This window comes from Agarilytica rhodophyticola (genome assembly GCF_002157225.2).
GTDB lineage: Bacteria > Pseudomonadota > Gammaproteobacteria > Pseudomonadales > Cellvibrionaceae > Agarilytica > Agarilytica rhodophyticola.
Window position 1 is genome coordinate 3,130,619 of record NZ_CP020038.1, and the last position, 15,673, is coordinate 3,146,291.

The following is a 15,673-nucleotide window of genomic DNA, read 5'->3' on the forward strand; positions in this document are numbered from 1 at the left end:
ATGTTAACAGTGTTAAATAATTACACTCATGGCTTGGTTGCTATTCCAGTAATCAATGCTGTTAGAAAACAATCACTTATACGTTATATTCAAGAAAGACAACCCTGTCACTTGGATGACCTCTGTAAGAGTTTTTCTGCAAACAAAGGACATTTATTAACGGCACTAAGTTTACTTGAGAGCCTTTCTTTTATTCAGGGGGTAAGAGATGATTACATTATTGTTCATCAGGACTATGAGAGTTATGACCCTTTTGATGGCTTCCCCGCTGATTTAGGTATATTAATTAATTTCGATTTTGATCGCTATTTACAGCAAACAGATACCACGTCTATATCCTTAGCTTTGTGGATTGAACAGCTAAGAAATCGCTGGGGCTTGGGTAAAACTTTAGCGATGTACATGGATGGCTGTTTATTAGTGCCATTGCTATTGAGTATGAAAAAGCATGAGATGTTAGATATCAAGGAGCAATCCTTATCTTTCATGGATAGCGATTTTCCTCTGAAAAATGAGCTAATTGAAATATTTTTAGATAGACAATGGTTGGAATATAACACTAGTGGCCAACTGAAAATTACAGGCACAGGTGAATTTGTTGCCAAGCGTATTTTTATCTGTGCATCGGTCGCTTCCTATCTACCAATGCTGAGAAATATCGAGCAAGTAATTTTTGGTGATTGTCAAAAAGTTTTTGGCCGCGACCACTATGGCCATGAAAAACACATTGATCGTTCGCTTAATGTACTTGGTAGTGGTTTTCAACATCAACGTTATTTCTCTGATATGGAAGCGAGTATTTGCCAAATATTTAATCAACCTCTTGACCAGCAACCGCGATATATAGCTGATATGGGGTGTGGTGACGGGCAGCTATTAAAAAAGTTATTCGATGTCATCTTGGAAAAGACTTTACGCGGACAACATATAGACCGTTATCCATTGCAACTGCTTGGGGTGGATTATAATGAAAAAGCGTTGGATGAAACTAAAAAAACGCTGCATGGACTTGATTTTCGTACCTTAAAAGGTGACATCGGCGATCCTGCCCAAATGATCAAAGACCTTGCTACAATAGGTATTGATGATCCTGAAAATATACTACATGTACGTTCATTTCTAGACCATGATCGTCCTTGGATTAACCCTCAACAAACACGGCAACATTATGCCAACATAAGTTACAGTATAGCCACTCATAGTGATGGTAATGCTATTGATCCTGTTGATGCGTGGCAAAGCCTGTTTGAACATTTGCAGCGTTGGGGTGCAATCCCTTCCAAGTTCGGTTTGTTGATGCTTGAAGTTCACAGCTTACCCAGTAACATTATTGCTAATTTCTGTGCGCAGACAGAAAGCCTACATTTTGATGCTTATCATCGTTTTTCCTCACAGTTATTAGTAGATGCTGCCGACTTTGTTGCCGCCGCCGCCCAAGCAAAGCTTATTCCCAATATCGAACTGTCCCAAAGCTACCCAAGAATTAATCCTTTTTCTCGTATCACTCTGAATTATTTTAAACACCAACCATGGTCGTTTCGTATAGCTGCCATCAATGACCTAACAGTATTAGAAAATTTAGAGTATGCAAAAGTTGATACGGATCAGCCATATACATTTAATTTTCAGGCAGCTATTGCTCGGCGTATAGATAGTTTCCCAAAAGGTCAGTGGGTAGCAGAGCTAGATGGCCAAATAGTAGCGGTGGTTTATTCTCAGCGTATTTTATGTGAAGGACAACAACAGGAAATAGAAAACTCAAGACAACAGTCTTTGTGGTGTCACAACGATCAAGGTGAAATGGCTCAGCTATTATCTGTTGAGCTTGTACCTGTTCAAGGTGTTTCTGCCGACCTCGCACAAACGGCTGCGAAAGGTTTAGTATCTTTTGTGAATTATTACCTTTCTCTCTGTTCTGGTGTAGAGGAGGTGTTAGGAATGGATTATTGCTTAAACACGCTTGATCAGGCTAGTAACGAGTTTATTCATAACAATCTGATAACAGGGGATGATCTTTTAGTTGATGATAATGTAGCCAACAAGACAATGGCGGGGCAAGTTGATCATAAGTTACGGCAGTTTATTAATGCATCAAACTTAATTGCAGTCGATGATGATAAACGTCCGGAGTCGATGTTACATGATTTTTGTTTGTCTTGGTTAATTAAAAACTTTAATACGCTAGGCGTTTTTTCAAATGAAATTCATGGCTACCAAAGCGTGAATGAAATAATTCAGCAAGCTAGGGTTATCCCAAAGTATCAGCAATTAATGAGCGCTCTGATCAATATGTTATATACCCGGGGGGTTATTGATAAAGCGCAGGGAAAATTTTGTAAAAATCAGCGCTATATCGAAAAAACATTATCGGACTTTGAGCAAGATAAAGAGCGTTTTATTCTTAAATTCAAACGTCAATTTCCCGATTACTTTGACTATACGCGTTTTATTTTCCCGTGTCTTGAACATATGCCTGCTTTATTGCAAGGTGAAGTGATGATCACTGATGTAATGTTTACCGATGGTGATATGAGTGCTTTTGCCAGTATTTTTAGAAACAATCCCGTAGCCGATTATTTTAATCAACTAGCGGCAGAAGCGATTGCTACCTACGTTGACGAATTAAGTTGTGATAATAATAGCGCAGATAGAACTGTTCGTATCTTAGAAGTTGGCGCAGGAACGGGCGGCGCCACAGCAAATATTTTATCGGCATTAACACCACATCATCAGCATATTGATTACTGTTACAGTGATTTATCTGGTGCATTTACACGCTATGGTGAAAAACATTTTGGTAACGATTATAGCTGTATGCGCTTCGAGCGCTTCGACATTGAAAAGGCTATAGAGTCTCAAGGATTTAGTCAGCAGTCCTTTGATGTGATCTATGCGGGAAATGTATTGCATGACACTCACTATATTATTGATACCCTCGTTAATGTTAAAGCTTTACTCAAGCCTGGTGGCTTGATGGTGTTAAATGAGTTTACCTCGGTAAAAGATTTCCTTGTGTACACTGGTGGATTCTTACATGGTATTTGGTTATACAAAGATCCCGAATATCGTTTACATAATTTCCCGTGTATATCCCCTCAAAAATGGCAACAGGTGTGTCACAAATCGGGCTTTCAAAATATTCATCAATATGGCTTGCCTTTTATTGAGGATATGTCTGACTTTAGGCAAAGCATTATTGTCGCTTATCGACCACAGCCAGTTAGAACTAGCGACGCTGCCGAATATAAAGAGCAAAATACGGATCCGGCAATAGCATCTGCATCCTCTGCGCCTATTAATGATCATATAGGTAATGATCATATAGGTAATGATCACATGGGTAGTGATCAAAAGGGGAGTCACAAAACATCAGATGACCAAGTACAGAGTAATCGAGCAGCGAAAGAAACTGTCAATCATTCCATTTTAAAGAGCAACTCTATGGTATCGTCAGTAAAAAGCACCGTTAGCCAAATTTTTGATAAAGCTTTGAAAAAAATTATGGGCGAGGATCGTGCCAGGGTATTTGAACCTGATGCTCCATTTATGGAGTCAGGTCTAGATTCTATTGAACTTTTAGAGTTGCGTACACTTCTTGCAAAACAGCTAAAGCTTGAATTAGATGCGCCTTTTTTATTTCAGTACAACACCCGCGCGAAGGTAGTAAGTTATTTTGTCGAACACCCGCCACAACATTTACAACAAGATTTGCAAAAAAACTTACAACAAGAACAGTCGACGCAACAACAACAAGAAAAGAAACAGACGGTAGACATCGAAGAAGAGACACTACATAAGTCTGCCGGGCACGACACCTCGGTAATTATTGATCATGTCTCATCAAATCAAAAATTCAAAGAAAATATCGTAAAAGATGATGAACATGTTATCGCTGTTACGGGGATGGCGTTTTCCTTTCCGGGTGGTTGCGATACACAAGAGGCATTCTGGGAGCTTTTGCGAAGTGGGCAAAGTGCTATTCGCCCGATGGATAATCAGCGCTGGCAGTGGCCGTCCCATGTGGATCTGAAACAAGTGCACAAAGGTGTTGATAGTGCCGGCTTTCTTAAAAATATCGATACCTTTGATCCCGCTTTTTTTCGGTTGTCACCTGCTGAAGCGGAATTAATGGATCCACAGCAACGTTTGCTATTAGAGCTAAGCTGGGAAGCTTTGGAAAATGCAGGGTATAAGGCATCTGATTTATCCGGATCGGACACTGGAGTGTTTGTTGGTGCTTGTCATTTTGACTACCGCGAACTTTTAGAAAAGCATCAGGATAAACCTTCAGCATTATTAAGTACCGGTAGCCACGGTTCTTTATTAGCAAATCGTTTATCTTACTTTTATGATTTTCATGGCCCCAGCGTGATGGTCGATAGCGCATGCTCTAGTTCTCTTGTAGCGATGCATCAGGCAGTTTCGGCCTTACGAAGTGGCGAGTGTCCCGTGGCTCTAGTGGGCGGCGTTAATTTAATGTGCAGTCCTACTAATAGCTTGGCTTATTATGAAGCGGGGATGTTGTCTAAAGAGGGTGTATGCCGCGCTTTTGATGAGAAGGCCAATGGCTATGTGCGTGGTGAGGGTGGTGCTATGTTGGTATTAAAACCACTCTCACAGGCGCGAAAAGACGGCGACATCATTCATGGGTTAATTAAAGGTTCAGCCGTGAACCATGGTGGTCAAGCAGGCTCGTTAACCGCGCCTTCGCCAGAAGCGCAAGCGGCCTTACTGCAACAAGCCTACAATAACGCTAAGGTTTCGCCCCTATCTGTTTCCTATATTGAAGCACATGGTACTGGCACTTCCCTAGGTGATCCCATCGAATTTTCTGGTTTACATCGCGCGTTTGAACAGTTGTTAAAAGACAATTCGCAGGCTCCTCCTGATCGGGCCTGGTGTGCAGTGGGTACCCTTAAAACTAATATCGGACATCTTGAGGGGGCTGCAGGTATTGCCGGTGTGATTAAAACGCTCTTATGTTTAAAACACGGAGAAATTCCGGCGAGCCTAAATTTTGATACTTTAAATCCACACATCAATTTAGATGAGAACAGCCCGTTTTTTATTAGTCGGCAGCATCAACCGTGGCCACAGCCTTTAAGCAAGCAGAGCAGTAAGCGTCGTGCTGGTGTCAGCTCCTTTGGCTTTGGTGGTGCTAACGCTCATATCGTACTTGAGCAGGCCCCCCTCACTGATGCCAGCCACGTACTAGAGGAAAAACCAGAACTATTGGTGTTTTCTGCAAAAAATAGCACGCGTTTAGAAGCGGTAGTTCGACAATTTATCCACTACTTAGATCGGTGCCCACAACCACCATTATTAGCGGATCTTGCTTACAATTTACAAACCACTCGTGAGTCCATGGCTGTACGTTTGGCAATCGTTGCTCATGATGTTACCGATCTACAACAACAATTAACACGTTACCTTGACTCACCAGATAATGCTCCATTTCGCGGTCATATCAAAACAGATAAAGATAAACTTGCATTACTTGCCGGTGCAGATGAAGAGGGCAGCCGCTTATTGCTAAACCATTGGTTAAGTAGCAGGTTGCTGAGTTCTCTTGCCCAATACTGGGCATGGGGAGGCGATATTGATTGGCCGCTGTTATGGCAAGAGCATTTTGCGAAACGTCTTGAGCTTCCTACCTATCCTTTTGCACAAGAGAGTTACTGGCTAGCGCAAACACCACCGATTGTTGGTGCACTTGCAGAAAATAAGGCGCATCCTCTTGTCCATAAAAATCTTAGTCAGCAAATGGCATCTGTTACAAATGTCGATGAGTTTTTATTTTCTAGTCAATTTACGGGCCAAGAGTTTTTTCTAGAAGATCATAGAGTCAATCAGCAGCCGCTACTTTCTGGTGTTAGTTATTTAGAAATGGCAAGGGCTGCCTTTGACATGGCGATCCCCGCTATGGATAGTTGCAGATCAATTAAATTACAAAATATTGTTTGGCTAAAACCTTATCAGATCGAGCAAAGCTCTGCTTTAGGTGAAACGGTACTTATAAAGCTTAGTGGCAAACCCGAAAACGGCATGAGATATTCCGTTAGTAGTGCTTCAAAAAACATTATTTATCACCAAGGAGAGGTGACAATAAATTCCCAGAATGAATCGTTGGCGAGTCTTGATATTGCTTCTTTTGAGCAAGAGCTTAATCATAATCCCATAGAGCACACGCGCTTTTATGCCTATTTTAAAAAGATGGGTATCAACTACGGTAACAGTCACCAGCTAGTGCAAAAAGCTGTAGTTAATGCGTCTAATGCCGTTGCGAAAATACATCTCCCTGAAGCCTTGCGTAGTCATGCCAATCAATTCTTTCTACATCCAGCAGTAATGGATGCCGCATTGCAAACCTCATTACTATTATTAATAAGCGAGGGGCAGACAAAGCCCTTATTTCCCTTTGCTTTGCAAGCCCTTGAAGTTTACCGTGCCTGTCCTCTCGATGCATGGGTGCGTGCCGAGTATGCAACTAACTTGGGTGACGCTAATGGCGTAACCAAAGTTAATATAGATATTGCGAACATTCAGGGCGAGGTTTGTGTGCGCCTGTTGGGGCTAACACTGAAAGGCAAGGATGTTTTTACAAAAGCTGACAATCAGGCAGAGGTTTTTAATCGGCATAAATCTGAAGGCCAAATATATAGTCTAGTGAGTCATTGGCAGAAATATGAGTTAGCTATAGCAAACCCCGGCCCAATTTCTGACAATTCCAAACAGCTATTGGTGTTAGGTGGCAGCGACCAACATTATCAACAATTATTAGCGCTCGCCGGGGAGGCACCTAATTATAGAATCGCGCAGCCTCAGCAAGATATCCTTGAGCGTTATTTAGATCCTATTGCGGGTAACAAGGTAGGTCATATCATTTGGTTTGCAGATCAGGGCAGACCTTTTTCCCTCGATGACGAAGCCAGTATTGCCGCACAAAAAGCACAATTACTTAACTTGTTTCATTTATTAAAATTTCTAGGGAAACATTACGCTCATCAAAAACTACGTTTAACGGTGGTGACATGGGATACTATCGCTCTCAATTCTGCAGGTGGTCGTCATCTAGGACAGGCAAGTATTCATGGGTTAATCGGCTCTTTAACAAAAGAATATCTTAACTGGGAAGTTATTCTGTGTGACTTAATTAGCCAACAAATACATCAGCAACAGACAAGCTACCACGCTACCACTTTGCCCAAGTCTTTATTGTCTTTGCCCGCTCAAAAAGATGGCCGTGCCTACGTATGGCGAGACCAACAGTGGTATCAACAAACGCTATTACCTGTTAATAAATATAGTCATGACCCGGCTGTAAATATGTCAGTTGATTATCGTCACCGAGGTGTTTACGTGGTTGTCGGCGGTGCAGGTGGCATTGGCCAGGCGTGGAGTGAGTGGATGATCAACCATTACCAGGCGCAGATTATTTGGTTGGGACGGCGAAGGTTAGATCAGAGTATTCAAGCCAGTATTGATCACTTGGCAACAAGAGGGCCAAGCCCAATTTACATTCAGGCCGATGTTAGCAAGCTCGCGAGTGTACAGGCGGCCTATCGCCAAATACAACACCGGTTTCCTTGTATTCACGGTGTTATTCATTCGGCAATTGTATTGCAAGATAAAAGTATTGTGGGCATGAGCGATGCTAGTTTTATGGCAAGTCTCGAAGCCAAGCTCGATACCAGTATTAATCTGGTGCGAGTATTTGCAGAGCAACCACTGGATTTCTTTTTATTTTTCTCTTCAATTCAGTCGTTTATGACCAACCCCGGGCAAAGTAACTATGCCGCTGGGTGTAAATTTAAAGATGCGTTTTCTCTTTGGTTATCAAAGCAGGGGTTATCAAGGCAGGGAGCGTCAGAACAAGGTCTATCACCAGCGCAATCATCAGCCGACCATCACACTAAAGTAAAGGTGGTGAACTGGGGCTATTGGGGCAGCGTGGGTCTTGTGACCGATGACTTTTATCGCCAGCAGCTCGCTAAGTTTGGTATGGGTTCAATCGAGCCAGAGCAGGCGATGCCTTTATTACATGAATTTTTAAAAAGTGATTTAACACAGGTCGCTATTGTCAATGCTATTGGCGATATTGTTATTCCAGGGGTAGCCACTGGCGCTTCAGGAATAAAGGCCGATATTAGTTCTGATATAGTTAGCCCTGGCTTAGTCAGTCAACACAGTGCTTTACAAAAAGCCTTCACCCATCAAGCCATACCTCACGCTTTAACTGCTACCTATACCCAAGAACAAGCCATAGAACCGCACTTGCGCCAGTTACTTTACTCAAATCTATTGGCACTAAAACTGATTGACGAAAATGGTCGCGCGCGCACATCAATGTCGCAGCAGCTGGGTACTAAAAGCCCTGAATTTTACTCGCGTTGGTTTGCAGAAAGTTGTCGACAGTTGCAACTGGCTGAGGCCAGCACACTACAAAAAGGCTTGCCGGTAGAGCATGCTTGGCAGCAATGGAATGCTTTGCGTCAACAGTGGCTGCTGGATACCAACCAGAAAGCGCGTATTGAGTTAGTGGAAATTACCTTAAAAGTCTTACCCGATATTTTATCTGGTGCTAAAGCGGCCACCGATATTCTATTTCCTAAGGCGTCTATGGATCTTGTAGAAGGTATTTATAAGGGCAGTGTAAAAACAGATTACTACAACGGTTTATTAACCCAGGTCATTGTTGAATATATAAAAACACGATTGCAGCAAGATCCTAATGCACGTATTCGTCTATTAGAAATTGGTGCTGGCACAGGAGGTACCAGTGCCAAATTATTAAATGAACTCGATGGATTTAATTATGCGATTGATGAGTATTGCTATAGCGACCTGTCTCATGCTTTTTTAATCCACGCCAAAAATCACTATACCCATAATCGCCCTTGGCTGAACACGAAAATATTGGATATTAGTCGGCCACTGGAAGAACAGGATATTACTCCGGGGCGTTATGATATTGTGTTGGCAACCAACGTACTACACGCAACCAAGAGTATCTCAAATACCTTAGTTCAAACTCGTCAGGCTTTGAATCAGCAGGGTATATTAGTCATTAACGAGGTGATAGAAAATACGTTATTTGCCCACCTTACCTTTGGCTTATTAGAAGGTTGGTGGCTGCATGAAGATAGCGAAACTCGAATTGAAGGCAGCCCATGTTTAACGACAGATAACTGGTTTTCCTTTCTTTCCAAACAAGGTTTTAAACAAATTTGGCAACCCGTACCGGAAGCGGCACAGGCAGGTCAGCAGGTACTTGTTGCCGAGGTAGATGCTGCTCTGGAAGAGATTACTCGTGTAGATGTCCCGCAGCATGAATTAAAAAACCATGTGATCAATACCTTGTTAGCAGCTCTTAGCAATGCACTTAAAGTACCTCGTGATAGCATTGATTTAGATGATTCATTTGCCGACTATGGTGTGGACTCCATTACCGGCGTTCGTCTGGTAGCAGAGATCAATACTCTATTGGCGATCGAGTTAGAAACCACCAGTCTCTTTGAATTTAACTCGGTCAATATACTGGCTGGGCATATTGTTGCGTGCTATGGGCAAGCTTTAGGCCAGCAACTTTATAAAACACCCAATCAGATCTCCAATGAAGCGCCAGATTTTCTAGGCAGTAGCGAAGCCCTGCAACCGCGGCCACAGCAAAACATCGTCGATATGGTATTGGACAAGATCGCATCAGCATTGAAGATTGCGATTGCCGATATTGATGAAGAAGACTCCTTTGCCGACTACGGTGTGGACTCTATTACCGGTGTGCGTTTGGTTCATGAAATTAACCAGGCACTTGGGACTAATCTTGAAACTACCGCGCTATTTGAATTTAACTCAGTGGTGCGTCTTGCTGAGCATATCCAGACATTGCCAGAAATTTCGCCTGACACTGGACCCCAGAGACGGTCGTCACACTTAACGGGTATGTCTTCTGGATCACATTTAGCACACGCTCTATCGACGCAAACCGATCCAGCAACGAAGCAGCCATCTACCGTTCGTTCTGAAGAATTTGACTCTTCCAATCAGAGAAATATCCCATTCCCGGTTGCCATTATAGGTATGAGTGGGCAGTTTGCAGAATCTCCTGATCTAGAGGCATTCTGGCAGCATCTTATACAAGGCGATGATTTAGTCTCCAAGGTATCCCGTTGGGATCTCGATGCTGCTTATGCGAAAAACTCGGCCAGAGAAAAGCATTGTATGGATGGCAGTTTGCTCAATGATATCGATCAGTTTGATGCTCAATTTTTTAAAATTTCCGGAATCGAAGCGCGCCATATGGACCCGCAACAGCGACTGTTTTTAGAACATGCATGGCGGGCACTGGAAGATGCAGGCTACGCCGGTGACAGCGCCACGCTTTCTGGGTGCGGTATTTACGTGGGCTGTGTGGCTGGCGACTACGATAAACTGTTGCCAGACAATAAACCTGCGCAAGCCTTCTGGGGCAACGCCAGTTCTGTTTTACCCGCCCGTATTGCCTATTATCTCAATATTAAAGGGCCGACGATGGCCATTGATACCGCATGCTCCAGCTCGCTGGTAGCCATGCATACGGCCTGCCAGGCACTGTGGTCTGGTGAAGTGGATATGGCATTAACAGGTGGTGTCTATGTGCAATCCACCCCGGCATTTTACCGCTCAGCAGATCAAGCGGGAATGCTATCTGGCAGCGGCCGTTGCCATACCTTTAATCACAATGCCGACGGTTTTGTGCCTGGCGAGGGAGTAGGGGCAATTATTCTAAAGCCTTTAGATAAAGCGCTCGCCGACGGTGACCACGTAGCCGCTGTGATTCGAGCTAGCGGCCTTAACCAAGATGGCACTACTAATGGCATTACCGCCCCTAGTTCTACCAGTCAGGAAAATTTAGAAAAGTCTGTGTACCAGAATTTTGCTATTGATCCTGCGTCCATCACCATGGTCGAAGCTCATGGTACTGGCACTATTTTAGGCGACCCCATTGAATTTAATGCCCTCAATCGTTCGTTCCGACACTTTACTGAGCGCGAAAACTTTTGTGCGATTGGCTCGGTAAAAACCAATATTGGCCATACAGGGCCTGCGGCAGGTGTTGCTGGGGTATTAAAAATATTGCTGTCGATGCGTCACCAACAGATCCCGCCATCACTGCATTTCGATCATGGTAATAGCGATATTAATTTTGATCACAGTCCTTTTTACGTCAATACCCAACCCCAATCTTGGTTGAGTAATGGCGCGCCGCGCCGTGCGGCTATCAGCTCGTTCGGCTTTAGTGGCACCAATGCCCATATAGTAATTGAGGAGGCGCCGAGCCAAGCGCGCGATGCTGCCCCGTATCCACAAAAGCCCGCTTATTTGTTGGTATTGTCAGCGAAAAGTCAGGTTCAATTGCAGCAGCAAGCCCAAGGTTTGCTGCGCCATATTGATCGATACCAGCCAGTGCTCGGCGATATGAGCTACACCTTGTTAATTGGCCGTAAACACTTCAGCCATCGCTTAGCAATAGTCGTGTCGGCTCTGGATCAGTGTGCGCAGGCGTTGCAAGATTTCCTAGCCGATAAGCCCACCCACACATATCACTATTCTCAATTGCCTGAAGGGACAGCAGCTGAGCCGAGCGAGCATTTGCCTAAAATTGAAGCCTTACTGGCCAACCTCCATCACTATGATGGCCAAGATTATATTAATGCTCTCAACGAACTCGGCCAGTTTTACCTTGCGGGATATTCGCATAATTATCGCTCGCTCTATGCCAATGGCTATTCGCGTATTCCGTTACCAACATATCCTTTTGCTCGCCAGTCGTATTGGGTCGATAAGCAAGCCGGTGACATAGGTTCTAAAGAAATAATAGCTTCTAAAGAAATACAGCTGCATCCTATGGTGCACCGTAATCAATCGGATATGCGGGGATTATCGTTTGCTACTGTACTCTCAGGAGATGAGTTTTGGTTAGCCGATCATCGTGTGGCAGGCAAAAAGATATTGCCGGCTGTGGCGTATTTAGAAATGGCGCGCGCCGCATTTATGCTCTCACTGCCCGAGGGTTCGATGTTTGGCCATTCTGGATTTGGCAAAACAGAGTCTGATCACCAACATTCAAAACAGATAGTCATTGAAGAAAGTACCTGGCTTCGTCCATTGGTGGTGGATCAAGTAGTAACAGCCTATGTCGATTTACAAGTGCAAAGTGCTGAGTCGATTATTTGTCAGATCTATACACGTAATGAACAGCAACAGGCCCAGTTACACTACCGCAGCCACATCAAACTTAGTGCCTTAGACAAGCCTGCGCCTGTTGATCTTGATGTTATTAAGACACGCATTTCGCAAGCACCTGGTCAACGGCATCTTAATGCACAAGATTGCCAGCGTATGGTGAATGCTCTGGGGGTAGAAAACGGGCCAAGATTTCAGGCGCTCCAATCCATTTATACCAATGGTCACGAGGCGCTGGCACATGTGATATTGCCCGGTGACGCTAAACATACAGAGTTACTGTTACATCCTAGTATGATGGATGCTGCGCTGCAGTCTGAACTAGGCTTGGCACAAAACGGTAGCGCACGCCTGCCTTTTGCTTTGCAACACCTGGCAATTTTGCAGCCTTGTCCTGAGGAAGCCTGGGTATTGTTGCAGCGTTCATCAGGTGTCAACGTAGAAGATGAAACCCAAAAATACGATATCACTCTCTACGATCTAAACGGACAGCCTTGTGTACAAATGCATGCTTATAGTTGTCGTAATACTCAAAGTCGTAGTACTCAAAGTCGTAACATCCAAACCGCGCCGCAAGCGCAGCTAGCTCTGCAAACAACGCAACAAGCAAGACAACAAGCCCAACCAACACATGATATACGTCGGTTAGAAGAGAAGGTTAAGCAGACCATTATTGATCAGCTGGCGGCGGCGCTCGCGATTGATAGTACCAATATCGAGCCCTTCGAAGCTTTTGCTGATTATGGTGTGGATTCGATTATCGGTGCACAGGCAGTGACCCACATCAATCAGGTTTTAGATATTACGTTAGAGGCTACCACTTTATTTGAATTTAATAGTGTTAATCGTCTCTGTGATCATATTATCGAGCGCTACCAAACACAGTTGAACCCAAGTGAATCTGCTAAGCCAGAGTCAACTAAGCCCGAATCAACCGAGCCTGACACTGTCCTTGCTAGCGAAGCAGAGGCTGTATTAGCCAATCAGCACCCGCTGATAGATATGTCTGCTGATGAGCCGATGATGCGCAGCTTTTTGGATAAGGATCTTTGGGCTAAATCTATTCCTGAACCTATCGCCACTCAAGAATCTAGTACCACTCAAGAATCTAGTACTATCCAAGAACCAATAGCCATCATCGGTATGAGTGGGCGCTTCGCACAATCGGATAATGTGCAGCAGTTTTGGCAGCATATTGCCGCAGGTGACGATCTTATTGGCGAAGTGGAACGCTGGGATATGGAAGCGGTGTATCAGCAAAGTTCCAGCCACGACAGCCATTGTTTTCACGGCAGTTTTTTAGAGGATATCGACAGTTTTGATCCGGTGTTCTTCAACATCTCTGGTGTTGAGGCAAGTTATATGGATCCGCAACAGCGAATTTTTCTTGAGCAGGCCTGGCATGCTCTAGAAGATGCAGGCTATGCCGGTGACGGCATTGAAGGTCAAGCATGTGGAGTTTTTATCGGCTGTGCTGAAGGGGACTATAAAGCGCTAGTGCCGACCCATCGTCCAGCTCAGGCTTTTTGGGGCAACTCCGCTTCTATTTTACCGGCACGTGTTGCCTATTATCTCAACCTTAGCGGGCCTGCTATCAGTATTGATACCGCCTGCTCAAGCTCACTTACAGCCATCCATATGGCCTGTCAGTCACTATGGACAGGCGAGACTAAGATGGCACTTGCCGGTGGTGTACTGGTGCAGTCGACACCGCACTTTTATACCTCAGCAGATCAGGCGCGCATGTTATCTACCAGCGGACGCTGCCACACCTTTGATGGCAGTGCTGATGGATTTGTCCCAGGTGAGGGGGTAGGGGTAGTGCTACTTAAGCCTTTGCAGCAAGCCTTGGATGACGGCGATAACATTGCCGGTGTTATTCGCGGCACCGGTATCAACCAAGACGGTGCCAGTAATGGTATTACTGCGCCTAATGCCCAGGCTCAGGAAAATCTTGAGCGGGAAGTGTACCAACGATTCGACATTAACCCGCGCACTATCGGTCTGGTAGAAGCGCATGGCACAGGTACGGTACTGGGCGACCCCATCGAATTTAACGCCATCACTAAGGCGTTTAAACACTACAGTGATGACGCTGGCTTTTGTGCCATCGGGTCGGTCAAAACTAATATTGGCCACACGGGCACCGCTGCAGGTGTGGCGGGCTTGTTAAAGGCAGTATTGGCGACTCAGCACGGCGTTTTGCCTCCCTCGTTAAACTTTCATAAAGGCAATCCAGCGATTAGCTTTAAAGACAGTCCATTTTATGTGAATACGGAAGCGCGGCCCTGGCAGAGTCAGGCGACACCTCGTCGGGCTGCGGTAAGCTCCTTTGGTTTTAGTGGCACCAATGCCCATATTGTTGTGGAGCAGGCGCCAGTGCGTACCATTAGCCACAGTGATAAACCCGCTTATGTCATAGTGTTATCGGCGCAAAGAGCCTCGCAGTTGAAGCAACAGGTACAACAGTTATTAGCATATTGTGATGCGCAGAAGGATCATGATAAGGAGATCGATCTTGGCAATATCAGTTACACCCTCATGTGCGGTCGCAAACACTTAGAACATCGGTTGGCATGTATCGCCAGCACTGTGGAGGAGCTGACAACGCTGCTGCAATCTTGGCTTGAGAAAGGCAAGCATCTGGGTATTAACGTGGCGCAATTAGACTTGGGCGATGTGCGTGAGCAGCCGGCGTTAAAGCGTTTTGGTCAGCAGTCTATTGAACAATGCCAACATTGTGATGAAGCGACTTATCTTGAAAATCTCGCCACCATTATGGATCTCTATCTGCAGGGTTATCGCTTGGACTACCGTGCTCTTTACCTTGCTGGTTATCGACGTATTTCTCTGCCTGGCTATCCTTTTGCACGCCAGTCCTACTGGTTTGATGATAAGCCCCTTGAAGGAAGCGGCAGAACCGTGGGTGTGGCACCTTTAGTAGATGTGGCACCTTTATCTGATTTATCTGAGCCCTTATTTGCTCATCCCTTATTAGGCGAGAATGTTTCGAATTTTTCGGCCATCCGCTTTTTGTCACGCTTCACCGGCGAAGAGTTTTTCCTTAAAGACCACCGTATTCACGATATTGCCACCTTACCTGCTGTGGTCTATCTCGAAATGGCGCGCGGCGCGATAGCAGCGGCTGTTAGAGATGGCAATAGCTCGCGGTCAGAACCTACGCTGTCAGAACCCACGATGGTGCTAAAAAATATTCAGTGGGCTCAGGCCTTCCAGGTCAAGCAGCAGACAGCCCCATTGATCACCCAAGTGATACCAGATGAGCATGAAGATATTGCGTTTGTGATCAACAGCGAAACACTCCCTCAAACACCTCAAGGACAGACCACATTGCACTGTCGAGGCGTGGCAGAACTGATCGAAGTCCCTGATCTGGATACACAGGATCTAACGGCTTTGCAGGCTTCTCATCAGCGGCCTGTAGCAC

At 44.9% G+C, this 15,673-nt stretch carries 1 protein-coding gene (only partly in view); it reads left to right on the top strand.

What is annotated here, in order from left to right; translation table 11 throughout:
• A protein-coding gene (locus tag BVC89_RS13350; RefSeq protein WP_087684108.1) for an SDR family NAD(P)-dependent oxidoreductase crosses the window boundary here: on the top strand, positions 1-15,673 show its 5' portion. 15,683 nt of this gene lie beyond the right edge of the window; only the first 15,673 of its 31,356 coding nucleotides appear in the window; it begins with the start codon at positions 1-3; the stop codon falls past the right edge of the window.